Annotated in this window: 23 protein-coding genes; 9 read left to right on the forward strand and 14 right to left on the reverse strand. The window is 61.4% G+C overall.

Annotated features, from left to right (window positions below; translation table 11 throughout):
- Nucleotides 1–18 precede the first annotated feature (18 nt).
- Nucleotides 19–327, reverse strand: coding sequence for a PepSY domain-containing protein (locus EAO39_RS06550; protein ID WP_240467080.1), 309 nt, complete (start codon nt 325–327; stop codon nt 19–21).
- Between the two features lie 276 nt (nt 328–603).
- Here EAO39_RS06550 and EAO39_RS06555 point away from each other — a divergent pair, with 276 nt between their 5' ends.
- Both EAO39_RS06555 and EAO39_RS06560 read left to right on the forward strand, forming a co-directional pair.
- Nucleotides 604–1,014: a PepSY domain-containing protein gene (locus EAO39_RS06555; RefSeq protein WP_240466906.1), complete on the forward strand. Its 411-nt coding sequence runs from the start codon at nt 604–606 to the stop codon at nt 1,012–1,014.
- Between the two features lie 280 nt (nt 1,015–1,294).
- Nucleotides 1,295–1,903 (forward strand): glycine zipper 2TM domain-containing protein, encoded by a 609-nt coding sequence (locus tag EAO39_RS06560; RefSeq protein WP_120966697.1) that lies wholly within the window; start codon nt 1,295–1,297, stop codon nt 1,901–1,903.
- 65 nt (nt 1,904–1,968) lie between these two features.
- Here EAO39_RS06560 and EAO39_RS06565 read toward each other — a convergent pair whose 3' ends face one another.
- Nucleotides 1,969–2,490: a peptidylprolyl isomerase gene (locus tag EAO39_RS06565; RefSeq protein WP_120966698.1), complete on the reverse strand. Its 522-nt coding sequence runs from the start codon at nt 2,488–2,490 to the stop codon at nt 1,969–1,971.
- A gap of 241 nt (nt 2,491–2,731) precedes the next feature.
- Here EAO39_RS06565 and EAO39_RS06570 point away from each other — a divergent pair, with 241 nt between their 5' ends.
- Nucleotides 2,732–3,418, forward strand: coding sequence for a DUF2076 family protein (locus EAO39_RS06570; RefSeq protein ID WP_120966699.1), 687 nt, complete (start codon nt 2,732–2,734; stop codon nt 3,416–3,418).
- Between the two features lie 131 nt (nt 3,419–3,549).
- On the opposite strand, the gene EAO39_RS06575 is transcribed toward EAO39_RS06570, so the two are convergent.
- From EAO39_RS06575 to EAO39_RS06600, 6 genes are all read right to left on the reverse strand, one after another.
- Nucleotides 3,550–5,001, reverse strand: coding sequence for an aldehyde dehydrogenase (locus EAO39_RS06575; RefSeq protein WP_120966700.1), 1,452 nt, complete (start codon nt 4,999–5,001; stop codon nt 3,550–3,552).
- A 22-nt stretch (nt 5,002–5,023) separates the two neighbouring features.
- Nucleotides 5,024–5,737, reverse strand: coding sequence for an ABC transporter ATP-binding protein (locus tag EAO39_RS06580; RefSeq protein ID WP_120966701.1), 714 nt, complete (start codon nt 5,735–5,737; stop codon nt 5,024–5,026).
- Nucleotides 5,730–6,488 (reverse strand): ABC transporter ATP-binding protein, encoded by a 759-nt coding sequence (locus EAO39_RS06585; RefSeq protein ID WP_120966702.1) that lies wholly within the window; start codon nt 6,486–6,488, stop codon nt 5,730–5,732. The genes EAO39_RS06580 and EAO39_RS06585 overlap by 8 nt, the downstream gene beginning before the upstream one ends.
- The gene (locus tag EAO39_RS06590) at nt 6,485–7,423 is read right to left on the reverse strand and encodes a branched-chain amino acid ABC transporter permease (RefSeq protein ID WP_120966703.1); all 939 of its coding nucleotides are present in this window, start codon (nt 7,421–7,423) and stop codon (nt 6,485–6,487) included. The genes EAO39_RS06585 and EAO39_RS06590 overlap by 4 nt, the downstream gene beginning before the upstream one ends.
- Nucleotides 7,420–8,295: a branched-chain amino acid ABC transporter permease gene (locus tag EAO39_RS06595; RefSeq protein ID WP_120966704.1), complete on the reverse strand. Its 876-nt coding sequence runs from the start codon at nt 8,293–8,295 to the stop codon at nt 7,420–7,422. The genes EAO39_RS06590 and EAO39_RS06595 overlap by 4 nt, the downstream gene beginning before the upstream one ends.
- A 222-nt stretch (nt 8,296–8,517) precedes the next feature.
- Entirely contained in the window at nt 8,518–9,750 is a 1,233-nt protein-coding gene (locus tag EAO39_RS06600) for an amino acid ABC transporter substrate-binding protein (RefSeq protein WP_120966705.1), read from the reverse strand.
- Between the two features lie 242 nt (nt 9,751–9,992).
- On the opposite strand from EAO39_RS06600, the gene EAO39_RS06605 reads away from it, so the two are divergent.
- From EAO39_RS06605 to EAO39_RS06615, 3 genes are all read left to right on the forward strand, one after another.
- A complete protein-coding gene (locus EAO39_RS06605; RefSeq protein ID WP_120966706.1) occupies nt 9,993–10,967 on the forward strand; it encodes a helix-turn-helix domain-containing protein in 975 nt (324 codons plus the stop codon).
- A 235-nt stretch (nt 10,968–11,202) separates the two neighbouring features.
- On the forward strand, nt 11,203–12,333 hold the full coding sequence (locus tag EAO39_RS06610) for a cupin domain-containing protein (protein WP_120966707.1): 1,131 nt from the start codon (nt 11,203–11,205) through the stop codon (nt 12,331–12,333).
- A gap of 383 nt (nt 12,334–12,716) precedes the next feature.
- Nucleotides 12,717–12,983, forward strand: a complete 267-nt coding sequence (locus EAO39_RS06615; RefSeq protein WP_120966708.1) for a hypothetical protein — start codon at nt 12,717–12,719, stop codon at nt 12,981–12,983.
- A gap of 223 nt (nt 12,984–13,206) precedes the next feature.
- Here the strand turns inward: EAO39_RS06615 and bamC are convergent, their stop codons facing one another.
- The 6 genes from bamC to EAO39_RS06640 all read right to left on the reverse strand — a co-directional run bounded on the left by bamC (nt 13,207) and on the right by EAO39_RS06640 (nt 18,397).
- Entirely contained in the window at nt 13,207–14,325 is a 1,119-nt protein-coding gene (gene bamC / locus EAO39_RS06620) for an outer membrane protein assembly factor BamC (protein WP_120966709.1), read from the reverse strand.
- A 69-nt stretch (nt 14,326–14,394) separates the two neighbouring features.
- Nucleotides 14,395–15,291, reverse strand: coding sequence for a 4-hydroxy-tetrahydrodipicolinate synthase (gene dapA, locus EAO39_RS06625; protein WP_120966710.1), 897 nt, complete (start codon nt 15,289–15,291; stop codon nt 14,395–14,397).
- Between the two features lie 254 nt (nt 15,292–15,545).
- Nucleotides 15,546–16,121, reverse strand: a complete 576-nt coding sequence (locus EAO39_RS06630; RefSeq protein ID WP_120966711.1) for a class I SAM-dependent methyltransferase — start codon at nt 16,119–16,121, stop codon at nt 15,546–15,548.
- A gap of 44 nt (nt 16,122–16,165) precedes the next feature.
- The gene (locus EAO39_RS06635) at nt 16,166–16,978 is read right to left on the reverse strand and encodes an SDR family oxidoreductase (protein WP_120966712.1); all 813 of its coding nucleotides are present in this window, start codon (nt 16,976–16,978) and stop codon (nt 16,166–16,168) included.
- 42 nt (nt 16,979–17,020) lie between these two features.
- Nucleotides 17,021–17,167, reverse strand: coding sequence for a hypothetical protein (locus EAO39_RS22465; protein ID WP_162989487.1), 147 nt, complete (start codon nt 17,165–17,167; stop codon nt 17,021–17,023).
- Between the two features lie 3 nt (nt 17,168–17,170).
- Nucleotides 17,171–18,397, reverse strand: coding sequence for an MFS transporter (locus EAO39_RS06640; protein WP_240466907.1), 1,227 nt, complete (start codon nt 18,395–18,397; stop codon nt 17,171–17,173).
- Between the two features lie 216 nt (nt 18,398–18,613).
- Between EAO39_RS06640 and EAO39_RS06645 the strand changes: the two genes are divergently transcribed.
- From EAO39_RS06645 to parC, 3 genes are all read left to right on the forward strand, one after another.
- Nucleotides 18,614–20,596, forward strand: a complete 1,983-nt coding sequence (locus tag EAO39_RS06645) for a DNA topoisomerase IV subunit B (protein ID WP_120966713.1) — start codon at nt 18,614–18,616, stop codon at nt 20,594–20,596.
- Nucleotides 20,597–20,660: 64 nt separating this feature from the next.
- On the forward strand, nt 20,661–21,491 hold the full coding sequence (locus tag EAO39_RS06650; RefSeq protein WP_120966714.1) for a lytic transglycosylase domain-containing protein: 831 nt from the start codon (nt 20,661–20,663) through the stop codon (nt 21,489–21,491).
- Nucleotides 21,492–21,610: 119 nt separating this feature from the next.
- The gene (gene parC, locus EAO39_RS06655) at nt 21,611–24,001 is read left to right on the forward strand and encodes a DNA topoisomerase IV subunit A (RefSeq protein ID WP_120966715.1); all 2,391 of its coding nucleotides are present in this window, start codon (nt 21,611–21,613) and stop codon (nt 23,999–24,001) included.
- The last annotated feature ends 26 nt before the right edge of the window (nt 24,002–24,027 follow it).

Genomic DNA, 24,027 nt, shown 5'->3' on the forward strand with positions numbered 1-24,027 from the left:
ATGACTTTTCCTGCTGCGTCATTTTTTGCGCTTCATGCTGATCAGGCTGCCGTCGCCGGCATCGATCTCGAGTTTGACCACCTTGCCGTCGCTTTGCAGCAGCCGGATTTCATAGACGAACCTGCCGTCATCGCGCTCGAATTCCACCTTGATCACCTGTCCTTGATATTGCTGTTCCACGCGGTCCAGCACCGTGCGCAGCGGCAGCACCTGGCCCTGGCGCAAGGCCTGGCGTGCCATTTCATGGTCGTTGTCGCCGGCATCGGAGGCGGTAGGCCATATGACCAACGTGGCAGCGCCCGCCAGTGCCAACAGCAGCGCAAGCAGTGCATGGCGTTTTCCGCTCTTGTGCGACGCGGTGCTTGAAGTGCGGTTGTGGTGTTGGTCAGGCAGAGTAGGCATGGCTTGCTGGAAAAAGTGGTTAGCGAGGAAAAGCGGACTGGACGGCGGGTTGCAGCTGAGGTTATAGGCCGGGCAGGATGAATGAAAGCTGAACGCCGGCTTCAGAACCGGTTCAGCCAGGCTTGCGAACAATGGCCTCAACCCGTCGGAGCCAAGCGTCTTGGTTGCTGGCGAGGTCAAACCAGCCATAAGGAGCCTTCCATGCACAGCCTACAAGCCGGCACTGCCGTCCATACCTTGACCTCCGAGCCATTGCGCAGGGCCAGCGCCGCGCCTGTTTCGGGCAGATCTTCCATGCGTCTGTGTTGTATCGCCCTGGCGGGAGCGGCGGCGCTCATGTCCGCTGGCGTTTGCCTGGCAGCACCGCAGGATTCCATGGCAGACAGGGCCACGGCATCGCTGGCCGCTGTGCGCGGCATGGCCTTGGGGCCGGCGCTGAGCATTCGCGAGGTATGCGACAGGCTGGAGAAGATGGGCTATCGCGAGTTTCGGGAAGTCGAATGGGATGACGGCCGCTACAAGGTCAAGGCCACGGCCAACGATGGCCGCTTTGTGAAGCTGGATGTGGATGGCCGCAACGGCGATGTATTGCGTGTCCGTAGCCAAGACTAGATGTCTATCGCTCTTTAATTAATAGCTAAAGGTGCTCGCCGAGAAAAGAGACTGAAGAGAGCTACTGAGAAAAACAAGCTGAAGCAAGCGCAGTCAGCTCTGATTTTCAGAGCGATGAAACAGCTTCCATACGATGAGTATTGTGAGCAAGTGTGAACGCTGTCGTCGCAACTGCCGGGTGAAACGTTGGAGTGGAAGTTTGAGCCCATTGGGCTTGCATACCCACTCACAACAGAAATTGCGGCGACAGCCAGTGGCCTTCGCCGGTCAGGAGATTCTCATGAACGTCATTCAACGCTGGGGCCGAGTGGCCATGGTCGCCGGCATCGCGGCAGCTCTCTCAGCCTGTGTGGCCTATCCTCAGGGCAGCTATCAGAACGGCTACCCGGCACAGGGTAGTTATTCGCAGAGCGCCTATTCCGGCTCCGGTTTTCCCGCCACAACTCAGTCTTACCCGGTGGGCAGTGCTCCCGTTCAAACCTATCCGGCCCATAACTGCGGCTATAACAATCCCAACTGCTATTCGCAACAGCCTCAGCCGAATTATGTGCAACAAGGCCGCGTGCTCAATATCGAAACCGTGCGCGTGCAGGACGGCAGCGGCATTGGCGCAGGCGGTGCGATTGCTGGCGGCGTGATTGGCGGGGTGCTGGGTAACCAGGTCGGTGGCGGCTCGGGCCGCACATTGGCCACGATTGCCGGTGTGGTCGGCGGTGCGCTGGCCGGTAGCGCCGTGCAAAACAGTGTCGGTGGTGGCAGCGTGCGCGATATTTACCGCGTTACAGTGCAGCTGCAAGATGGCAACGTGCGCGCTTTTGACTACCAGCATGCGCCCCCGTTCAGTATTGGCGAGCGCGTGCGCGTGGACGGCAATCAGCTCTACCGCTGAAGCGGCTTGGACATGAAAAAAGGGACTCGGTTGGAGTCCCTTTTTGTTGTTCGCTTTGACTTGAATCAGTGCAGGGTTTCGTTGCCCGGAGCCATGGGTTCGATGCGGAAAAAGCCTGTGCCGGCCGTGCCGCGGCCGACTTCTTCTTCGGTGGCCTGGCGCACGCCCTCGATCTTGATATGCAGGCGCAGCGCAATGCCGGCCAGTGGATGGTTGCCGTCCAGCACCACATGCTCGGGGTAGATCTCGGTCACGGTGTAGAGCAGGCCCGGCAGCACGGCGCTGGTGCCCTTGGGCATGGCGCTGGACTCGAAGCTCATGCCTTCTTCGATCTCAGAGGGAAAGAGTTCGCGCTTTTCCAGCAGGATCAGATTCTCGTCATAGTCGCCAAAAGCTTCTTCGGGTTCCAGATGCAGATCGATCTGGGTGCCCACGCCGTGGCCTTGCAGCGCTTCTTCGATGCGCTTGAACAAGTCGTCACCACCGATCAGAAAATCCACCGGCTCTTCGAGCACGTCCAGCTCTTCTCCCAGAGTGTCCTTCATGACCCAGGTCAGGGCGACCACGCATTGTTCGGTAACTTCCATGGTGTGTTCTGTAGTTTGAAAGCGCAGACAGGGCGCTTGAATAACGGCCAGGGGCCGGCGCGGCCCGTGGTGTGAATGAATTGGCTGGAATTGTCCCACGCTCGCAATGGCAGTGCAGCTGCGGCGTCTTGTTACACCATGCTACGAGGTCTTGAACACTGTTCACATTGCTGCTCTTGCGCACTCTCATACTCGCCCTTATCTGCGGGGCAGAAATCGCCAAGAGGCAAAGGAAAACCATATGACATCCCAAGAGCAACAACTGCTGCGCGAACTCTTTGAGCGTTTGGCGCAGACCCGAGGCGCGCCCAAGGATGCGCAGGCCGAGGCTGAAATTCGCCAGGGCCTGGCTGCCGTGCCCGATGCGGCCTACTGGCTGGCTCAGCGCAGCTTGCTGCTCGAGAACGCCTTGCAGCAGGCCCAGCAGCAGATCAGCCAGTTGCAGCAAGAAGTCGATCAGGGCCGCCAAGCCGCCGCCCGAACCAGCGGCGCAGGCAGCTTTCTGTCTGGCGGGCTGGACACGCATTTCGGCCGTGGGCCGCTGCCTGCCTATGAGTCGCCGCAAGCAGCGCCGGCCGCGCAGCCGGCTCCCAGCTGGCGCGATCGATTCTTTGGCGGTTCGGCCCCGGCAGCCCAGGCTGCGCCGTCCGCAGCGGGCGGCTTTCTGGGGACTGCTGCCGCATCGGCCGCCGGCGTGGCTGGCGGTATGTTGCTCTTCAACGGCCTGGGCAATCTGCTGGGTCAGCATGAGGCGCAAAGCCATTCAGACAAGCTGCAGGATGAAGCGCAGGGCAGCCATCAAAGCCTGCAAAGCGAAAAGTCGGCGCCCGATCAAATGGCCCGCGATGCCGGTGTGGACAGCATAGACAGCGCCGCCAGCGGCAACTGGGATGACGGCGGCAGCTGGGATGACGACAGTTATGCCTGACTGAAACGTTGTTTCAAAGTTTTTTCGGCTAAAGCGCTTATTAAATAAGCGCAAGAAGCTATCAAAACAAAAGCAAAAAGCCGCCCGGCAGCAACTGCGGGCGGCTTTTTCATGGGTGCTTCAAAAACGTTTTAGAACGGGTAGTGGCGCTCGCTCGTCTGCATGGTCACCCAGCGGGTTTCGGTAAAGGCATCAATACCTTGCCGCCCGCCAAAGTGGCCGTAGCCCGAAGCCTTGACGCCGCCAAAAGGCATTTGTGCTTCGTCATGCACCGTGGGGCCGTTGATGTGGCAGATGCCGGCCTCGATGCGCGCCGCCACGCGCCAGCCGCGGGCAGTGTCCTTGGTGAACACGGCAGAGGACAGACCGAACTCGTTGTCGTTGGCGGTGGCGATCGCTTCTTCCTCGCCATTGACGCGCACGATGCCCTTGACCGGGCCGAAAGTCTCTTCGTGAAAGATGCGCATCGCTGGTGTCACATGGTCGATCAGCGTGGCCGGCATCAGCGTGTTCTCGGCCTTGCCGCCGCAGACGATTTTGGCGCCCTTGGCCAGAGCGTCGTCAATCATGGCGTTGCAGCGCTCCACCGTGGCCTGATCGACCACCGAGCCCAGCACCACCGGGCCTTTGCGCGGATCGCCCAGCGGCAGGCTCTTGGCCTTGGCGGCAAACTTGGCGATGAATTCGTCGGCCACCTGGTTGTCCACCACAAAGCGCTCGGTGGACATGCAGATCTGGCCCGAGTTGGCGAAAGCGCCAAAGGTGGCGGCATTCACGGCGGCGTCGATGTCGGCATCGTCCAATACCAGGAAGGGAGCCTTGCCGCCCAATTCCAGCAGCGCGGGCTTGAGGTGCTTGGCGCAGGTCTGGCCGATGATGCGGCCCACCTTGGTGGACCCGGTAAAGCTCACGCGGCGCACGGCGGGGTGGGCCACGATGGCCTCGACCACGCTGCCGGCGTCTGCTGGCGCATTGGTCACAAAGTTCACCACGCCGGCAGGCAGGCCGGCATCCTGCAGTGCTTCGATGATCAGGCCGTGGGTGGCGGGGCACAGCTCCGAGCCTTTGAGAATCACGGTGTTGCCGCAGGCTAGGGCCGTGGAGATGCTGCGAACGGCCAGGATGACGGGCGCATTCCAGGGCGCAATGCCCAGCACCACACCGGCTGGCTGGCGCACGGCCATGGCCACGCTGCCCGGCACGTCGGAGGGGATGATTTCGCCATTGATCTGCGTGGTCAGCGAAGCGGCTTCCAGCAGCATGCTGGCGGCCAGGTGCACATTGAAGCCGGCCCAGATGCCCGAGGCACCGGTCTCGGCCGCCATGGCGGCGGCAATCGCTTCGCCCTTGGCCTCCAGGGCGTGCGAGGCCTTCATCAGCATGGCACGACGGGCATTGGGGCCTAGCTGCGACCAGGCGGGGAAGGCTGCTGCTGCGGCATCGCAGGCGCGAGTCGCGTCTTCGGTCGTCGCTGCAGGGGCGCGTGTGGCCACCGAGCCATCCAGAGGGTTCTTGCGCTCGAAAGTCGCGCCATTGCTGGCGATGCATTCCTGGCCGCCAATCAGCATTTTCTGTTCAATCATGAGAGTCTCTCCTTGTCATTGCTCAATGTTCACCGCCCAGGTACGCGCGTCGTACCGCCGGGCTGTTTGAAAGATCTGTGGCCGAGCCCTGGCCGACAATGCGGCCGGTCTCCAGCAGATAGCCGCGATCGGCAATGGCCAGGCTTTGGCGGGCGTTTTGCTCCACCAGCAGCACACCCATGCCCAGGGTCTTGATGCGGGCCAGCGCCGCGAACAGCTCCTTGCACATCAGCGGCGACAGGCCTAGCGAGGGCTCGTCCAGCAACAAGATATCGGGCTGGCTCATCAGCGCGCGGCCCACGGCCACCATCTGCTGCTCGCCGCCGCTCATGGTGCGCACCGCCTGCGGCAATCGATCGCGCAGCTTGGGAAACAGGGCGAACACGCGCTCCAGGTTCTGCGCCTCGTTGGCGCGGGCCCGCTGGGGCTGAGCGCCCAGCAACAGGTTCTCCTTCACGCTGAGATCGCCAAACACGCCGCGTCCTTCGGGCACCAGAGCCAGGCCCGATTGCACGATGGCATGGGAGGGCAGCTGCATCAGCTCCTTGCCTGCCAGTTGCGCGCTCGCGCCCGTCTCGGGCCTGACCATGCCGCCCAGGGCCTTGAGCAGGCTGGATTTGCCCGCGCCGTTGGCGCCCAGCATGACGACCAGTTCACCGGGCTGCACCTGCAGACTCACGCCATGCAAGGCCTCGTGCTTGCCGTAGCGCACGGCGATATTGCGCACATCAAGCATGGGCAGCCTCCGCAGCATCTTCCTCATCACCACCCAGATAGGCGCGTACCACCTCGGGCTGCTTGAGCACCTGGGCCGTGGGGCCGTCGGCTATTTTTGAGCCCGCATTCATCACCACGCAACGGCTGCACAGGGCGTGCACCGCATCCATCACATGTTCGACCATCAAGATGGTCAGGCCGCTGGCCTGCAGCTGCTGTATCAGCGCAATGCCCTGCTGCAGTTCCGTGGGATTGAGGCCGGCCAGCCATTCGTCGAGCAGCAGAATCTGCGGCTCCAGTGCCAGGGCGCGGGCCAGCTCCAGACGCTTCTGGTTGATATAGGTGAGATCGCCCGCAGCGGTCTGGGCCAAATCGGCCAGACCCACGCGTTGCAGCAGCTCCTGCGCACGTTGCGCAGCCGCTTTGCCAAATAGCGGTCTGGGCTTGAAAGCCATGCCGGCGATGACGTTGTCGGTGCAGCTCATGGAGCCCAGCACCTTGACCAGCTGAAAGGTGCGCGCAATGCCCAGCCGTGCAATCTGATGGCTTTTCAGCCTGTGCAGGGCCTGGCCCTTGAACAGGATTTCGCCGCCATTGAGGGGCAGGGCGCCCGAAATCAGATTCATGGCCGTGGTCTTGCCCGAGCCGTTGGGTCCGAGCAGACCCACGACTTCGCCGGGGTAGACATCAAAGCTCAGGTTGTTGACGGCCACCAGACCGCCAAAACGCTTGGTCGCGGAACGCAGGGAAAGCAAGGTGGCGGTCTTCATGGCTTGCCTCCCTTTCTGGTGAACAGCCTGGCGAAAACGTCCGACAGGCCTTGGGGCACGAAGTAAACGATCACGATAAACACCAGGCCCAGCAAGATGGCGAAATGGTTGGGGAAGTTGGCGCTCAGGTACTCGAACAGCAGCACCAGAGGCACGGCGCCCAGCAAGGGGCCGAACAGCGCTCCCGCACCGCCGAGCAAGGCCATGATCAGCGTCTGAAACGAGATGGCCGGCGCAAAGGCAATGCTGGGGTCTATATAGGTCCAGCGCGGGGCCATGATGGCGCCCGTCACGGTGATGAAGACGGCGCTGACGGTGAACAGCAGCACCTTGGCGGTGGTGGTGTTGATGCCCACGTGGGTGGCCACGGTTTCGTCTTCGCCGATCACCCGCAAAGCCAGACCCAGGCGCGAGCGGTTGATGAGGGCGCGCAGCAGCAAGACCAGGGCCAGCAAGGCCAGCAGCTGCCAGTAGATATCGAGCTGGGTGATCTCCACAAACACATAGCGGCCCAGGTCTTTGGTGATATTGACCTCCCACCAGGTCACCAGCTGCTTGACCAGCTCGGCCAGGCCAAAGCTGAAGATCACAAAGTACACGCCGGACAGGCGTAGCGTGGACAGGCCCACCAGCAGCGCCATGACCAGGCCCACGCCGGCCGCAATCGCCAGCACGGCCGCCCAGGGCAGTTGTTCGCCAAACACGGCCGTCACATAGGCACCCATGCCGAAGAAGGCGACAGTGGCCAGCGAGATATAGCGCGTGGGCCCCGAGAACAGTGCCCAGGCCGTGGCCAGCACGCAGTACATGAGGATGCTGATCAGCAGGGACAGGTAGTACTCGTCTCTCAGCCAATGCGGCAGCAGGGCCAGACCCAGCAGGGCAATGGCGCTGAGGACCCAGATCAGAATTTCCTTGCGGTTTGTCGGGGTCATCGCGCACTCCTCCCGAACAGGCCTGTGGGCTTGAACAACAGCACCAGCAAGAACACGGCGTAATTGACGGCCAGCGTCAGGCCGGGATCGACAAAGGACGCCACCAGCGTCTCGGCAAAACCCAGCAACATGCCGGCCACTAGGCAGCCCATGAGGTTGCCCACGCCGCCCATGATGACCACGATCAGCGCCTTCATCGCAAACATGGTGCCCATGCCGGCCGAGAAGGGCAGAAACATGCTGACCAGCACACCGCAGACGGCGACCAGTGCACCGCCCAGGCCGTAGGCCAGAGCTGCCGTGCTGCGCACATTGATGCCGACCAGATGCGCGAATTGCGGTGCCACCGAGACGGCACGCACCACGGCCCCGGCCCGGGTGCGGGTCAGCAGCAGATACAGTCCGCCGCCCAGCACGATGGCAAAGCCCAGCACCAGCAGGCGGTTGGCCGCCACCTTGCTGCCGAAAATCTCCAGCGGCTCGGACAGATAGGTATAGCTGTGATAATCGCCGCCAAACAGCACCATCATCACGCCTTGCACCACAAACAGCATGCCGAAGGTGGCGAGTATGGAGTCCACTTCCAGCGACGGCCCGCCCTTGGCGCGGCGCACCAGTGGGGTCAGCAGCAGTTGGTAAATGGCCCACTGCACCGCAAAACCCAGCGGCACCACCAGCGCCAGCAGGAGCAGCGGCGAAATGCCCCAGCTGCTGACGGCAAAAAAAGCCAGGAAAGCCGGCGCAATCAGAAACTCCCCATACGAGAGATTCATGATGCGGGCCACGCCGTACTGCAGCGTCAGCCCCATGGCAATCAAGCCGTAGAGCCCGCCCAGCATGGCGCCGGCGAGAAGGATGTCTATTAAATTCATAGCGTATAGCGCTGGAGATGCATTGTTCTTGTTATGAAATCAGGCAAAAGTGCATAAAAGGCATGCACCGCCCGCTCTTGTTTTGATAGTTCTTGCAGAGCTGGGCGAAATGTTTGAGAGGCATGCCTCAGTTGGGAACACCGAGCAAGAGCCTAGGAGGCCCCGCCGCGAAGGTGCTATTCCCGAGGCGCAAAGCCCCTCAGGAATAGCACTTCAATGTTTTCAGGGCGTGACGCGTGGAATCACTGCCGGCTTCGCGCCAGCACGAGTGGTCGGGGCAACCGCATTGAACTCGCCGTTTTGCCACTGACCCACATGCCAGAGCTTGGTCAACATCTGGTTTTCCAGCTTTACCGTACCCAGCACGGTCTCGAAGCTGCCGGTCTTGAGCTCCTGTGTCACGGCAGCGCGATCGATCTTGCCCACGCGCTCTATGGCCTGCTGCAGCATCTGCAGCGAGGTGTAGACGATGGGGCTGGCAAAGCGGTCGGATTCCTGACCCGTGACCTCCTTGAAGCGCTTCAGATAAGCCTGCATTTGCGGATTGCTGGTATCGATGCCGCCCGGGGCCATCATGCCTTCGGCCACCGCGCCAAACTTGCCCTTGAACATGGGGAACTGTGTGCCCACGCCGGTGAACATCACCTTGGGTGCCAGGCCCTGAGTTCTGGCCTGCTCGGTGATCAGCATGGTGTCCGGCGGGTAGGAGTAGGCGACAAAGGTGTCGGCACCCTTGCCCTTGGCCTCGTTGATCACCGGCGTCATATCCTGCGTGCCGATCGGATAGCTTTTGTCGTAGACCAGCTCGAAGCCATGCTGCTTGGCCGCCTTGCGGGTGGCATTGGCCAGCTCCACGCCAAAACCGTCGGCAATATTGATCATGGCGATCTTGTTGTTGATCTTGCCGTCCTTCTTGGCTTTTTCCAGCATGGCAACCAGGCCTTCGGCGTATTCGCCGCCCGTGCCCAGGAAGAAGAAGGCGTGCTTCCAGCGCTTGGCCAGATCGGGCGCCTTGTCGGTCACCGAGGTGGCGGCCAGCAGCGGGTATTTGTGCTTTTCATAGGTGGGGCCTACGGCCAGGTTGGAGCCCGTGCCCCAGGGCGGCAGCACAAAGTCCACCTTGTCCTGGGTGATCAGACGCTCGGTGGCGCGCACCGCTTCCTCGGTGCTGGAGCGGTCGTCGTATTCGATGACTTCCAGCGGCACGCGTTTGTTATAGGCCTTGAGCAGGATGCCGCCGGCATCGTTGATCTCCTTGACCCAGAGCTTGTAATTGGGCGCTGTGGTGACCGAGGTGCCGCCGGAGTTGACGCCGGTCTTGGCAATGGCCCAGCCTATGCGGATCGACTTGGGAGCCTCTTGCGCCATGGCTTGCGCGGCCACAGAGCCCAGACCTGCGATGGCCGCAGCCACTGCGATACGTTTCAGAACAAAGCGCTTGCTGGCGAATGTCATGCTTGTCTCCTCTTGGGTGAATGGTTCCGGTTAGGCTCCGGTTTTTTGTCCATCGTAGGAAAAGACGTCAGCAGGGGTTTGTCTGGACGTGCACAACGTCTTGTCTCGCGGTGCAGCCCTATGTGGGTAAACACGGATTTCCCTGCATGGCAAACGACAGGCCAGATGCACGCATCGGCTGCTATGGATAATGAAGCATCCTGCTGTGCCCTCTTGTCGAAAACCTGCTCTCAGGAGTCTCCATGTCCCACGCCGCCCCCGCTTATCAGATGACCGAGATGCAAGGCGCTCAGGCCGTGGGCGCGTGGCAGCAGTGGATGTCCTCGCTCTATGGGCTGGAAAGCGATATCTATGGCGACACGCACTTCGCTGCGCGGCTGGGCACCTTCGAGCTGGGGCGGGTGGGCATGACCAAGATCGAGGCGGGCCGCCACCGCGTGCGCCGCACCTCGGACTCCATGGCCAGCCGCAGCACGGACTTTCTCAAGATCGTTGCCCCCTGGCAGGGTTGCGCCACCGTGCGCCAGAAAGGGCGCGAGGCCCGCGCCCGCAGCGGCCAGTGGTTGATTTATGACAGCACGCAGGAGTACGAGGTGCTCAACCCCGAGTGGAGTGAGCACCTGATCGTCACCCTGCCCAAAAGTCGATTCGAAGACCATGGTCGCGCCATCGATGCGATCATGGGCTCTTATGTGGGAGGCGGTCAGGGCGTATCGCGCATTGCCCTGGATGTGATGCGCGGCACGTTTGCCGAATGCCAGGCCATGGGCGAGGGCCTGGCCCAGCATGTGACGGATGCGCTGGTACAACTGATCGAACTCTCGCTGCTCGACGCCTGCGGCCGAACGGCGATGCTGACGCCGGCCGAGCTGCTCAAAAGCCGTATCAAGACCTACGTGCGCCAGCATCTGCGCGATCCGGGTCTGACGGTGGAGGCCATGGCTGGCGCGCTCAACTGCAGCAAGCGCCATCTCTACAACGCGTTTGCCGATGAGGTGTTGAGCATCAGCCAGTTCGTCTGGGCCGAGCGCGTGGCCTTGTTTCAGCGTGAATTGGCCCAGCCAGGACAGCAGCACTGCACCTTGACCGAGCTGGCGCTGGCCTGCGGCTTTGCCAGCGGCGCGCACCTGAGCCGCACCTTCAAACAGCACACCGGACTGACGCCGGCCCAGTTTCGTGCCAGCCAGGGTACGGCAAGCGGAATGCTGCTCAACTGAGTATCAAGCAATCGCTTTCCGCATGACTTGCATACGCTACATGCTATGAATTCTGGGGGCGCAACTGCTGCGTCTGAGTGACGGCCTTGCCCGGGATTCCATGACCTTGAAGGATCTGAGCTATCACCTTGCCGGTCTGGGCCGCGTCGGCGAGCGATATGGGCGAGATTGCCGGTGATTTTGCTGGCTATAGGACAATGCAGGCCATTGCCCTCTCTTTGCGGACTGCTTTCTCATGGATATCAATACACCGCTCACCCTGCTGGGTGGGCTCACGGCTTCCCAGTTCATGCGCAAGCACTGGCATAAAAAGCCTCTGCTGGTGCGCCAGGCCATTCCCGGTTTCAAGCCTCTGATTCCTCGCGCCAAGCTGCTGGCCATGGCCGGCGAAGACGGTGTGGAATCGCGTCTGATTCAGCACAACGAAGACGGCAGCTGGAAGCTCAGCCACGGCCCGCTGTCGCGCCGCAGCCTGCCTGCACTCACCAAGCCCGGCTGGACTGCTCTGGTGCAGGGCGTGGATCTGCATGACAGCAAAGTGCATCAGCTGTTGCAGCAGTTCCGTTTTGTGCCCGAAGCGCGCCTGGATGATCTGATGATCAGCTTTGCGACCGACCAGGGCGGCGTGGGCGCGCATTTCGACAGCTACGACGTGTTTTTGCTCCAGGCCCATGGCAAGCGTCGCTGGCGCATCGGCCGGCAAAAGGACTTCTCGCTACAGCCCGACGTGCCGCTCAAGATATTGGCCAACTTCGAGCCCGAAGAAGAGTTTGTGCTGGAGCCCGGCGACATGCTGTATCTGCCGCCCAAGTGGGCGCATGACGGTGTGGCCGAAGGCGAGTGCATGACCTACTCCATCGGTTTCCGCTCGCCCGATCGCGGCGAACTGGCCCGCGAGCTGCTGCTGCGCATGTCGGACGAGCCCGATGAGCCTGAAGCGCCCGTGGTCTATCGCGACCCCAAGCAGGAGGCCGTGACCAATCCCGGTGAGATTCCTGCCGGTCTTTATGACTTTGCGCGCGAAGCGCTGCAAAAAGCCATGGCCGAGCCATTGGCGCTGGAACGCGCTCTGGGTGAGCACCTGACCGACCCCAAGGCCAATGTTTGGTTCGAGCATGGCGAGGAAAACGGCATGTTCGAAAGCGTGGTGCTCGATCGCCGTACCCGCATGATGTATGACGCCAAGCATATTTTCATCAATGGCGAGAGCTATCTGGCGGGTGGTCGTGATGCCACGCTGATGCGCAAGCTGGCCGATACCCGCGCCCTGTCGCGCAAGGACCTGGCCAGCGCCAGCGATGACGCGCTGGAGCTGCTGTCGTCCTGGTTTGATGCCGGCTGGGTGAGGTCTGGCGACAACGTGTGATGGACTGATCCGCGGGCACGTGCTACCTTCGGGTATTACCTGCTTGCGGATTGGCAGCCAAGCCCGGCTGGCGCCCACTGGTTCTGCTTGGCATTACGTCAAGAATTGCCAAGCGGCTGTCAGTAAATTGACAGAAACAAAATTCTGGTTCACAGTATGCGACAAGACAAGCAAGCGCTTGTCCCGGTCGGTTCGAACTCGGTGATTTGTGCAGAATTGTTTAGTTGCTGTCAGTATCAGTCAGCAATGGGCAAAACTACCTATAATGCAAATCGAGTCGAATTTACTGTTTGACCTGACTGCCAGAGCGATCAATAGCTGCAAAGGCTGACCGTAATGGCAATGCAAATACTGTCTGCTGAACCTACTTTCTAGGAATCGTTATGAAGAACTCTCTCATTCTGGCTACCGTGATCGCTGCTGCTGCTCTGGCCGCTTGTGGCAAGAAGGAAGAAGCTGCTCCTGCTGCTGCTCCTGCCGTGGAAGCTCCTGCTGCTCCCGCACCTGCTGCTGAAGCTCCTGCCGCTCCTGCTGCTGACGCTGCAGCTCCCGCCGCTGATGCAGCTCCTGCTGCCCCTGCTGCTGACGCCGCTCCTGCAGCTCCCGCTGCTGATGCCGCTCCTGCAGCTCCTGCTGAAGCCGCCAAGTAATTCGCTGCTTACGCAGGCAGAGGCTTTGGCTTCTGCGCAAAAAACCGCACCTTGGTGCGGTTTTTTTATGTCCAAAAACTCCAGAGGCTTGGTCTTTGCCGCAGGCTTGATGCGCTTGCGCCGTAGCAGGTGCCGGCATAGCCAGCTCAACTCTCTGCATGCACCATGAAAAAAGCCACCAGGCCCGAAGGCTGGTGGCTTTTGTGCGCAATGCGCTGTGGGTTTATTTCAGATCGTCGGTAATGATGCGAACAATGCGCTGGGCATTGGCCGAAGTCTCGGGCTGGCCTTGCTCGTTGAGCACGCTGACCTGGGACTTGTTGCCGTCGCCCTTGACCAGGATCTGGTACTTGACGGGCGCTGCGGCTTCCGGGCCGCGACTGAAGATCTTGCTGAAGAAGCCCTTGGAATCGCCCTTGGCATTGGGATCCACGTAGCGCACGAAGTAGATGCCGCGGCTGCGGTCGCGGTCTTCCACGGTGAAGCCGGTGCGGTCCAGGGCCACGCCCACACGGCGCCATGCACGGTCAAAACCTTCTTCGATCTGCAGCACGGGCTGACCGTTGACGGTGTCCATGCGTGCGACAGCGGCGCTGCTGGTCACGGCGGCAGACTTGTCGGCCTTGGCGACGGCAGCAGCCTGCTCTTCGCTCACGCCCAGCTTGACCATCATGCGTCGCAGGAATTCGGTTTCCAGCTCCGGATCACGGGCGCGTGGCTGCCAGATGGTGTTGTCCTTGTTGGTGTTGGTGTAGACCTCTTCCATGCCGCGGTGGGTGACATAGATGTTGGTCGCGCCATCGGCCTCGCGCTCAAAGCGCACGCGGAACTTGTCGCGTTCGCTGGTGGAGTACAAGGAGTCGAGCATCTTGCCTAGCGTCTTGCGGATGATGTCCTGAGGGAGCTTGGCGCGGTTTTCCGCCCAGTCGGTTTCCAGGATGCCCAGTTGGCGGTCTTCGATGGTGAAGATGAAGCCGTTTTCCAGCCAGAAGTCACGCACGGGCTCCCACAGCTTGTCCGCAGGGCGCTTGACGACCAGCCAGTGCTGGCTGCCTTCACGCTGGATACGGACGTCGCCAATGGCGTTGACCGCCGTTTGGCGGTCAGCGGGTTGTGCGGTCTTGGCATTGGCCTGCATGGCCGCAGCGGAGACAACGCCGCCGGGCACGTTGTAGCGCGAATCTTGCGACAGCTGCGTCAGATCCGGGGGGACTTCAAGAGACGGGGCTTGGCTTTTACCGGCGCTCTTGTAGTCGATCTTGGCGTCTTGGAACGTGGTCGTGCAGGCCGACAGGCCCAGCGCAATGCTGAGCAGGCCCAAACGTGCAGTGTGTTGTTTCACGCGGATTGTCCTTGGTGCGTTCATGCAGTATGCAGTGAGCGAAAAAACCGCTAGCTTATCTCAACTCGCTCAGAGCAAGCCGACTTGGGTCAGCGCACCCTCTACTGTAGCTTCCAAATTCTGGCTCAAAGGCGTCATGGGCAGGCGCATCGCGGGGCTGCACAAACCCATGCGGGCTGCTGCCCATTTCACCGGAATGGGATTGGCTTCCACAAACAGGCTCTTGTGCAAAGGCATGAGCTTGAACTGGATCTCCATCGCACGCTTGACGTCGCCGGCCAGTGCCGCCTTGCACAGCTCGCTCATCAGGCGAGGGGCCACGTTGGCCGTCACGCTGATATTGCCATGGCCGCCGCACAGCATCAGGGCCACTGCGGTCGGATCATCGCCAGAGTAGACGCCAAAGCCCTGGGGCACATCGCGAATCAGCCATTGGGCGCGCTCGATATTGCCCGTGGCTTCCTTGATGCCCACGATGCTGTCGATCTGGGCTAGGCGCAGCACGGTTTCATGCTGCATGTCGGCGACCGAACGGCCGGGCACGTTGTAGAGCACCAGCGGCAGATCACCCGTGGCTTCGGCAATGGCCTTGAAGTGCTGGTACTGGCCTTCTTGCGTGGGCTTGTTGTAGTAAGGCACTACCTGCAGCTGGCTGTCCGCGCCAACCTTCTTGGCAAAGCGGGCCAGCTCGATGGCCTCGTGCGTGCTGTTGGCTCCGCAGCCGGCCATGATGGAGACGCGGCCTGCCGCCTGCTCCACCGAGACGCGGATGATTTCGCAGTGTTCTTCCACATTGACTGTGGGCGATTCGCCGGTAGTGCCGACCACACCGATGCAATCCGTGCCTTCAGCCACATGCCAGTCTATGAGTTTGCGCAGCGCCGGGTAGTCGACGCTACCGTCTTGGTGCATGGGCGTGATGAGGGCAACAATGCTGCCAGTGAGAGCAACGGAAGGTGATGTCATGTCCGCAATATGAAACGGGAAAAGGTCATTCTACAAACAGGGCCGCAGGTAAATATGTGGTTTAACTGCGCAAGCTGCGAGCAAATCGGGTTTTTTGTCAGATTGTTTTAATTATCTGACGATTTGACGGAAATTTAATTGTATCGATGTCGGATTGCTGTGTGCTTGTCAGGTTTTTTCCTGCCCGGCTCACCATTTCCTGAGCGCATCCAGGCTTCTCAAGCGGCTTGGAAAGCCTTGGACATTCAAGGTGATCAGACCTGCAGCGGGGCCGGGCCAGTGGCCGACTCGGCAGGCCGGATGGCGGCAATGCGCTGCACCACGCGGTCTGGCTGATGCAGCACGCCGTGCTCGTAGGCGGCCACCGTCCAGCCCTGGCAAACCTGCAGCAGCTCGCCTGGGGCCAGCAAAAAATCCGGGCGGCTGGGCTTGCCATAGGCTTCATTGCCCTGGGCAAAAGTCTCATACAGCAGAACGCCGCCGGGTTTGACGCTGGCCAGAATCAGGGGCCACAAAGGGCGCCAAAGATAGTTGGTGACCACCACCGCATCAAAGCTGCGTCCAGCCAGTGGCCAGGGACCGGCTTCAATGTCTGCTTCAATGGCGTCTGCAATATTTGCTACTGATTTAATAGCTTTATGTGATTGATCCACGCTGGTTACTGCATGATTTGATGCGTGAAACAGCCGGGTGTGGCGGCCCAGGCCGCAGGCCAGATCCAGCACGGTGCCGCCGGGTCGCACAAGATGGGCAAAGCGGGTAATCCATTCGGAAGGTGCCTGGGCACCATGGGCGGCAGTGGCTGCAACAGCTGGATTGGGGCAAATCATCTTGCCGAAAACTATAGCAGCGCCGCTTGGCCTCTGGCCATCGCTCAATGGGGTTTCACTTCGTCCTTGAGGGCTGCTAGCGCCATGTTCTCGACCAGTCCCGGCGCAATCAGCTTGAGCCAGCGGCCTAGCTTGCCCTTGCGGCTCATCACCACTTCGCGCTGGCGGCGGTTCATGCCGCGAATGATGAGCTGCGCGCATTCGGCCACCGGCATGGCAGCGTCTTCCTTCAGACCGCTGACCCCTGCCGACTGGCCCTTGGCGTTGTAGCCGTGATAGCGGATGCGGGTATCGACCACGCCGGGGTAGGCCAGGGTCACGCTGACGCCAGAGGGTTTGAGTTCGGTGCGCAGGGCTTCAAAAAAGCCACCCATGGCAAATTTGCTCGCGCTGTAGGCCGTGCGTCCCGGTACGCCAATCAGCCCGGCCAGCGACGAGACGGCGACGATGCAGCCCCTGGAGGCCTTCAGATGCGGCAGCGCTGCGTGGGTGCACCACACGCAGCCCCAGAAATTGATGCGCATCAGCTGCTCATACCATGACAGGTGCTCGGCATCGACTTCGCTCAACAGCGCATGGGCTGAGACGCCTGCGTTGTTGAGCAGGGCATCGAGGCCGCCAAAGCGCTGCACGGCCTGATTGATCAGGCTGCGGCACTGGGTTTCATCGGAGACATCGGTGGGTACGACCAACACCTGCGCTCCCGCAGCCTGGCATTGCCGGGCCACGGCCTGCAGATGCTCTTGATTGCGTGCCGCCAGCGTGATCTGCAGCTGTTCTTGGTGGGAGGCGGCCAGCTGGCGGGCCATTTCGGCGCCTATGCCGTCCGAGGCGCCGGTGATGATGATGCGGGGCATGAACACTCCCGGCCATGCCGCCTGGGCCGGATGACCAACGGCTTAAAAGCAGGCCCAAACCTGGTCCGCCAGTGTGACCATGAAATCCGCCCGGGTGTACAGGGCAAACACGGCCAGCAGTAAGGCAACAACGGCAGCCCAGATCAGCGCGCGCTGCCACCAAGCCAGTGAGCGTGGTTTGCCTTGCATGGCTCAGACTCCCTGTGGGCGCGTGCCGCGTGCCACGGCTGTTTCGCGCACCGGCAGATTGACCAGGGCGGCAAAAATGCCCAGGGCAATGGACAGATACCAGACCATGTTGTAGTTGCCGTTGAGGTCATACAGATAGCCGCCCAGCCACACGCCCATGAAGCTGCCGACCTGATGGCTGCAGAACACAAAGCCGCTGAGCATGGACAAATGCTGCACGCCAAAGATCTGGGCCACGGTGGCATTGGTCAGCGGCACGGTGGACAGCCACAGAAAGCCCATGGCCGCCGAAAACGCATAGACCGACCATGGCGACAGCGGAGCCAGCAAGAACAGCACGGTGACCACCGAGCGCAGGGCGTAAATGCCGGAGAGCAGATAGCGCTTGGGCATTTTCTGGCCCAGATTGCCGGCCAGATAGGTGCCAAAGATATTGAACAGACCGACCAGGGCCAGCGAGTAGCTGGCCACATGGGGGGCGATGCCGAAGTCCTTGAGATAGCTGGGCATGTGCACGCCAATGAACATGACCTGAAAGCCGCAGACAAAGTAGCCGGCCGTAAGCAGCACAAAGCTGGGGTGGCTCCAGGCCTCCTTGAGGGCTTGCCCCACGGTCTGCTCGCGTACCGGCGGCTTGCCGCTGCTAAAGCCCGGCTCGCGCAGACCAAAGGCCAGAGCGACGATCAACAACGCGAAGGCGGCCAGAATCAGCAAGGCATTGGACCAGTTGAAGGCGGAAATCAGTGCCCCTTCGACCGGCACCATGAAAAACTGGCCGAAGGAGCCCGCCGCTGCCGTGACCCCCATGGCCCAGCTGCGCCGCGTGGCCGGAATCTGGCGCCCCAGCACGCCAAAGATCACGGTATAGGTGGTGGCCGCTTGCGCTGCGCCAATCAGCACACCGGCCGTCAGCGTAAAAGCCAGGGTGGAGGGCGACAGCGCCATGCCCACCAGGCCCAGGGCATAAAGAATGGAGCCGCCGATCAGCACTTTGAATGCGCCCATTCGATCGGCCAGCATGCCTACGAAAATACCCAGAATGCCCCAGGAAATATTCTGTACGGCAATGGCCAGGGAAAAGTTCTCGCGCGTCCAGCCCATCTCCTGCGTGATGGGCTGCAGCCACAGACCAAAGCCATGGCGTATGCCCATGGACAGGGTGACGATGGCGCCACCGCACAGAAGAATCTGTGCCATGGACAGCGGCTGTTGGTTGGTCTGGGTAGTCATGGCGTGGCGCAAAACGTTCGGATCGGTATGCGACTTTAACGAAACCCGCTGTGCTGCGCTGGCTGCTGCCGTCGCGTGCGCGGCACTCTCTGTTGCCCGAAAACGTGATCCGACCCTGCCCAAGACAGCCGATCCGGCTTGTGCGAGAGTATTGGGAAGTAAACAACTGTGAATTTATCCAGCGTCAATCTGGAGAGGCCACTACAATTCGCCCCCATGGCAGCTAAACCTTCCTCTTCTACCGCTAGCGAATATTCCGAAGGCTCGATCCGCGTTCTCAAGGGTCTGGAGCCAGTCAAGCAGCGTCCCGGCATGTATACGCGTACCGACAACCCCCTGCACGTGCTGCAGGAGGTGATAGATAACGCGGCCGATGAAGCGCTTGCCGGTTATGGCAAGAAAATCAAATTCACCATCCACGCCGACGGCTCCTTCAGCGTGGAAGACGATGGCCGCGGCATTCCCTTTGGCCTGCACCCCGAAGAAAAAGCACCGGTGGTGGAGCTGGTCTTCACCCGCCTGCATGCCGGCGGCAAGTTCGACAAAGGCAATGGCGGCGCGTACAGCTTCTCGGGCGGCTTGCACGGCGTGGGCGTGTCCGTGACCAATGCGCTGGCCACCCGGCTGGAGGTGCAGGTGTACCGTGACGGCCAGCAGGCCACGCTGGCTTTTTCGGGCGGCGATGTGGTCGAGCCTTTGAAGGTGCGTCCGCTGGAGTCCGGTGAGCGCAAGCACGGCACCACGGTGCGTGTCTGGCCCGATGCCAAGTACTTTGAATCGGCAGCCCTGCCAGCCGGTGAGCTGATGCACTTGCTGCGCAGCAAGGCCGTGCTCATGCCGGGCGTCTCGGTCTCGCTCAGCAACGAGAAAACCCGGGATAACCAGGTCTGGCTTTTCAAGGGCGGGCTGCGCGACTATCTGCAGCAAAGCCTGCATGGCGAGCCTGTGATTCCCCTGTTCGAAGGCGAGGGCTTTGCCGACCGCAATCACGACAGCTTTGCCGAGGGCGAAGGCGCGGCTTGGTGCGTGGCGTTTACTGAAGACGGTGCGCCGCTGCGCGAAAGCTATGTGAACCTGATCCCCACCACGGCGGGTGGCACCCATGACAGCGGCCTGCGTGACGGTCTGTTTCAGGCGGTCAAGGCCTTCATCGACATGCACTCGCTGCTGCCCAAGGGCGTCAAGCTCATGCCGGACGATGTGTTTGCCCGTGCCAGCTATGTGCTCAATGCCAAGGTGCTGGACCCGCAGTTTCAAGGCCAGATCAAGGAGCGCCTGAACTCGCGCGATGCCGTGCGTCTAGTCTCAGGCTTTGTGCGCCCGGTGCTGGAGCTGTGGCTCAACGAGCATGTGGACTGGGGCAAGAAGCTGGCCGAGCTGGCCATCAAGGCTGCGCAAACCCGCCAGAAAGCGGGCCAGAAGGTGGAAAAGCGCAAGGGTAGCGGCGTGGCCGTGTTGCCCGGCAAGCTGACCGACTGCGAAAGCCGCGACCTCTTGGTCAACGAAGTGTTCCTGGTCGAAGGCGACTCGGCCGGCGGCAGTGCCAAGATGGGGCGCAACAAGGAAACCCAGGCGGTGCTGCCCTTGCGCGGCAAGGTGCTCAACACCTGGGAGGTGGATCGCGATCGGCTGTTTGCCAACAACGAAATCCACGATATCTCGGTCGCCATAGGCGTGGACCCGCACGGCCCCAATGACGAGCCGGATTTGTCCGGCCTGCGCTACGGCAAGGTCTGTATCCTGTCGGACGCGGACGTGGACGGCTCTCACATCCAGGTGCTGCTGCTGACCCTGTTTTTCAAGCACTTTCCCAAGCTCATCGAGGCGGGTCATATCCACGTAGCCTTGCCGCCGCTGTTTCGTGTGGATGTGCCTGCGCGCGGCAAGAAGCCGGCCATCAAGGTCTATGCACTGGATGCAGGCGAGCTCGATGCCATCATGGAGAAATGTGCCAAGGATGGCGTGCCGCGCGAGAAGTGTCAGGTCAGCCGTTTCAAGGGCCTGGGCGAGATGAATGCAGAGCAGCTGTGGGAAACCACGCTCAACCCCGATACGCGCCGCCTGTTGCCGGTGCAGTTCATGAATCTGGACTTCGCACAGTGCGAACAGGTCGTGACCAAGCTCATGGGCAAAGGCGAAGCCGCTGCCCGTCGTGAGCTCATGGAGTTGCATGGCGATGCCGTGGAGCTTGATATCTGATAGCGGGATCCCCGGGGTTGGCGACAGTCGCCAGCCCGGGCCTCAGGTTTACAGGAGTTCAATCATGCAGACCCTGTTGAAAATATGGCCAGCCGCCTACTCCGGCCTTCGCGGGTGGGTACGTGGCACTGCGTTCAAGCTGACGCTGGCTGCCACGGCCTTGGGTGGTGCATCGCTGGCCCATGCCGATCTATGGGCTTATGTGGACGAGTTCGGCATCACCCACTTCGCTTCAGCGGCTCTGGATGAGCGCTACCAGCCTTATTTCAAGGGCTGGGTTTATGACAGTAGCGGGCAAACCATGAAGCCCGGGTTTGATCTCGGGGCAGTCGACCCGCAGGAGAGCACGCGAACGCCAAGTTTTTTTGATGGCTTGCCGCGCTACAAGAGCGTGCGGCCTCATCTGCAAAAAGCCGCCGAGAAAACCGGAGTGGATTACGACTTGATCAAAGCCGTGATCGCCGTGGAATCGGGCTTCAACACCGGCGCTGTTTCGCCCAAGGGTGCCGTGGGTTTGATGCAGCTGATGCCGGCCACGGCCGAACGCTTTGGCGTCAGCTCCAGCGCCAAGCTGAGCGTGCAGCAAAAGCTGGTCGATCCTGCCGTCAATGTGCCCGCCGGGGCCCGTTATCTCAGCTACTTGATGAGCTTGTTTCCGGGGCGACTGGATCTGGTGCTGGCGGCCTATAACGCGGGCGAAGGAGCGGTAAAAAAGGCCGGTCAGGCCATTCCTCCTTATCCCGAGACCCGCAATTACGTCAAGGCCGTCACCGGAATTTACGAGCAGCTGCAATCGGGCCAGTCTCGGTCCACGCTTCGCGCCAAATCCGATGCCGAGTTCGAGGGCTTTGTCTACGGCCGTGTGAGCATGACCTTGCCTGGCAAGGTCGACTGAGGCGGGCGCTTCATCATGGGGTGCATGGCTGGGATGGGCCATGCCGGTGCGCGGGGTTGAGCCAACGGGGGTGTTGAGCTTGCCCTGCATAACAAGAATTTGAATTCAGCAGTTTTTTCATGAGCGATCAGAGCACTTTGGATTTGGCCGAGCAGGCCGCAGGCGACGCATTGGATCTGGGGCAATATGCCCAGCGCGCCTATCTTGAATATGCGCTGTCGGTGGTCAAGGGCCGCGCCCTTCCCGATGTCAGCGATGGCTTGAAGCCCGTGCAGCGCCGTATTTTGTACGCCATGGACCGCATGGGCCTGTCCTATGGCGGGCCTACCGGCAACACGGCGGCCAGACCCGTCAAGAGTGCCCGCGTGGTGGGTGATGTGCTGGGTCGCTTTCACCCGCATGGCGATCAGTCGGCCTATGACGCTCTGGTGCGCATGGCGCAGGACTTCAATCAGCGCTACCCGTTGGTCGACGGCCAGGGCAACTTCGGCAGCCGTGACGGCGATGGCGCAGCCGCCATGCGTTACACCGAAGCGCGTCTGTCCAAGATCACCGGCCTGCTGCTCGATGAAATCGATATGGGCACGGTGGACTTTGTGCCCAATTACGACGGCAGCACCGAAGAGCCCAAGCAGCTGCCGGCCCGCCTGCCGTTTGCTTTGCTCAATGGCGCCAGTGGCATTGCCGTGGGCATGGCCACCGAAATCCCCAGCCATAACCTGCGCGAAGTGGCTGGCGCCTGCGTGGCCTTGATCAAGAAACCGGGCTTGCCGGATGCGGAACTCAATGAAATGATTCCAGGCCCCGACTATCCGGGTGGAGGCCAGATCATCAGCAGCAGCCACGATATTGCCGAGGCCTACCGCACCGGTCGCGGCAGCCTCAAGGTGCGCGCGCGCTGGAAAATCGAGGAGCTGGCACGCGGCCAGTGGCAGATGGTGGTGACGGAGCTGCCGCCCGGCGTTTCGGCCCAGAAGGTGCTCGAAGAGATCGAGGACATTACCAACCCCAAGGTCAAGACCGGCAAGAAAACGCTCACACAGGATCAGACCCAGCTCAAGGCCAGCATGCTGGCGGTGCTTGACGGCGTGCGCGACGAATCGAGCAAGGATTCGCCGGTGCGCATCGTGTTCGAGCCCAAGACGGGCAAGATTCCGCAATCGGAGCTGATCACGGCGCTGCTGGCTCACACCAGCCTGGAGTCGTCCAGCTCCATCAATCTGACCAGCATCGGTCTTGATGGGCGGCCAGTGCAAAAGTCGCTGCGCCAGATGCTGGAAGAGTGGATTGCCTTCCGCTTCCAGACGGTGACGCGCCGCAGCCAGCACCGCCTGAACAAGGTGCTGGACCGGATTCATATTCTGGAAGGCCGTCAGGCGGTTCTGCTCAATATCGACAAGGTCATTGCCATCATCCGCGCCAGCGATGAGCCCAAGCAGGCCTTGATTGATGAGTTCCATCTCTCCGACCGCCAGGCCGAGGACATTCTTGAAATCCGACTGCGCCAGCTGGCACGGCTGGAAGCCATCAAGATCGAGCAGGAGCTCAAGGAGCTGCGCACCGAGCAAGGCAAGCTGGAAGACATTCTGGGCAGCGAAACCACTTTGCGCCGCCTGATCTGCAAGGAAATCGAGGCCGATACCAAGACCTTTGGCGACGAGCGCCGCACCCTGATCCAGGAAGAAAAAAAGGTGGTGGCCGAAGTCAAGGTGGTGGACGAACCGACCACCGTCATCATCTCCGACAAGGGCTGGATACGCACGCGCAACGGCCATGGCGTGGAGGCGGAGACACTGAGCTTCAAGGCCGGCGACAGCCTGCACGGCACGTTCGAATGCCGCACGGTGGATCAGCTCATCGCCTTTGGCAGCAACGGCCGGGTCTACTCTGTGCCGGTCTCTGCCCTGCCCGGCGGGCGTGGCGACGGTCAGCCGGTGACCACGCTGATCGAGCTGGAGGCGGGCACGCAGCTGCTGTATTACTTTGCCGGGGCGGAAAGCACGCAGCAGCTGCTGTCCGGCTCGGGCGGTTACGGCTTTACGGCGACCGTGGGCGACATGATTTCGCGCCAGAAGGCGGGCAAGGCTTTTGTCTCGCTGGGCGAGGGTGAGACGCTGTGCGCGCCATCGGTGGTGCATGGCGTTCCCATGAATGCGCGCGCCGAGCATGTGCCTGGCGGCGAGCAGGGCGCGGGTCTGCTGGCACCTGCCAGCCATGTGATCTGTGCTTCGGTGGGCGGTCGCATTCTGACTTTCGAGATCAGCGAGCTCAAAGCCATGCCCAAGGGCGGACGGGGCCTGATGCTGCTGGGTCTGGAAGACAAGGACACGCTGGCCGGTGCTGCAGCTTATACCCGCAGCATCCGCCTTGACGGCATTGGCCGTGGCGGCAAGGTGCGCAGCGAGTCGCTGGAGATCCGCAGCCTCAACAACGCCCGTGGCACGCGCGGCCGCAAGGGCAAGGCGGCGGACCTGGGCTTCAAGCCCCAGACGGTAACCCGCGTGGAATAAGCCGGCGCTGCTGCAGGTGCCAAAAA

Source organism: Comamonas sp. lk (assembly GCF_900564145.1).
Classification (GTDB): Bacteria; Pseudomonadota; Gammaproteobacteria; order Burkholderiales; family Burkholderiaceae_C; genus Comamonas.

What these genes read in the sequence shown, in the direction of transcription:
- EAO39_RS06555 (WP_240466906.1), top strand. Translation starts at nt 604, where the DNA reads ATGCACAGCCTACAAGCCGGCACTGCCGTCCATACCTTGACCTCCGAG.
- EAO39_RS06560 (WP_120966697.1), top strand. Translation starts at nt 1,295, where the DNA reads ATGAACGTCATTCAACGCTGGGGCCGAGTGGCCATGGTCGCCGGCATC.
- EAO39_RS06565 (WP_120966698.1), bottom strand. Translation starts at nt 2,490, where the DNA reads ATGGAAGTTACCGAACAATGCGTGGTCGCCCTGACCTGGGTCATGAAG.
- EAO39_RS06570 (WP_120966699.1), top strand. Translation starts at nt 2,732, where the DNA reads ATGACATCCCAAGAGCAACAACTGCTGCGCGAACTCTTTGAGCGTTTG.
- EAO39_RS06575 (WP_120966700.1), bottom strand. Translation starts at nt 5,001, where the DNA reads ATGATTGAACAGAAAATGCTGATTGGCGGCCAGGAATGCATCGCCAGC.
- EAO39_RS06580 (WP_120966701.1), bottom strand. Translation starts at nt 5,737, where the DNA reads ATGCTTGATGTGCGCAATATCGCCGTGCGCTACGGCAAGCACGAGGCC.
- EAO39_RS06585 (WP_120966702.1), bottom strand. Translation starts at nt 6,488, where the DNA reads ATGAAGACCGCCACCTTGCTTTCCCTGCGTTCCGCGACCAAGCGTTTT.
- EAO39_RS06590 (WP_120966703.1), bottom strand. Translation starts at nt 7,423, where the DNA reads ATGACCCCGACAAACCGCAAGGAAATTCTGATCTGGGTCCTCAGCGCC.
- EAO39_RS06595 (WP_120966704.1), bottom strand. Translation starts at nt 8,295, where the DNA reads ATGAATTTAATAGACATCCTTCTCGCCGGCGCCATGCTGGGCGGGCTC.
- EAO39_RS06600 (WP_120966705.1), bottom strand. Translation starts at nt 9,750, where the DNA reads ATGACATTCGCCAGCAAGCGCTTTGTTCTGAAACGTATCGCAGTGGCT.
- EAO39_RS06605 (WP_120966706.1), top strand. Translation starts at nt 9,993, where the DNA reads ATGTCCCACGCCGCCCCCGCTTATCAGATGACCGAGATGCAAGGCGCT.
- EAO39_RS06610 (WP_120966707.1), top strand. Translation starts at nt 11,203, where the DNA reads ATGGATATCAATACACCGCTCACCCTGCTGGGTGGGCTCACGGCTTCC.
- EAO39_RS06615 (WP_120966708.1), top strand. Translation starts at nt 12,717, where the DNA reads ATGAAGAACTCTCTCATTCTGGCTACCGTGATCGCTGCTGCTGCTCTG.
- dapA (WP_120966710.1), bottom strand. Translation starts at nt 15,291, where the DNA reads ATGACATCACCTTCCGTTGCTCTCACTGGCAGCATTGTTGCCCTCATC.
- EAO39_RS06630 (WP_120966711.1), bottom strand. Translation starts at nt 16,121, where the DNA reads ATGATTTGCCCCAATCCAGCTGTTGCAGCCACTGCCGCCCATGGTGCC.
- EAO39_RS06635 (WP_120966712.1), bottom strand. Translation starts at nt 16,978, where the DNA reads ATGCCCCGCATCATCATCACCGGCGCCTCGGACGGCATAGGCGCCGAA.
- EAO39_RS22465 (WP_162989487.1), bottom strand. Translation starts at nt 17,167, where the DNA reads ATGCAAGGCAAACCACGCTCACTGGCTTGGTGGCAGCGCGCGCTGATC.
- EAO39_RS06640 (WP_240466907.1), bottom strand. Translation starts at nt 18,397, where the DNA reads ATGACTACCCAGACCAACCAACAGCCGCTGTCCATGGCACAGATTCTT.
- EAO39_RS06645 (WP_120966713.1), top strand. Translation starts at nt 18,614, where the DNA reads ATGGCAGCTAAACCTTCCTCTTCTACCGCTAGCGAATATTCCGAAGGC.
- EAO39_RS06650 (WP_120966714.1), top strand. Translation starts at nt 20,661, where the DNA reads ATGCAGACCCTGTTGAAAATATGGCCAGCCGCCTACTCCGGCCTTCGC.
- parC (WP_120966715.1), top strand. Translation starts at nt 21,611, where the DNA reads ATGAGCGATCAGAGCACTTTGGATTTGGCCGAGCAGGCCGCAGGCGAC.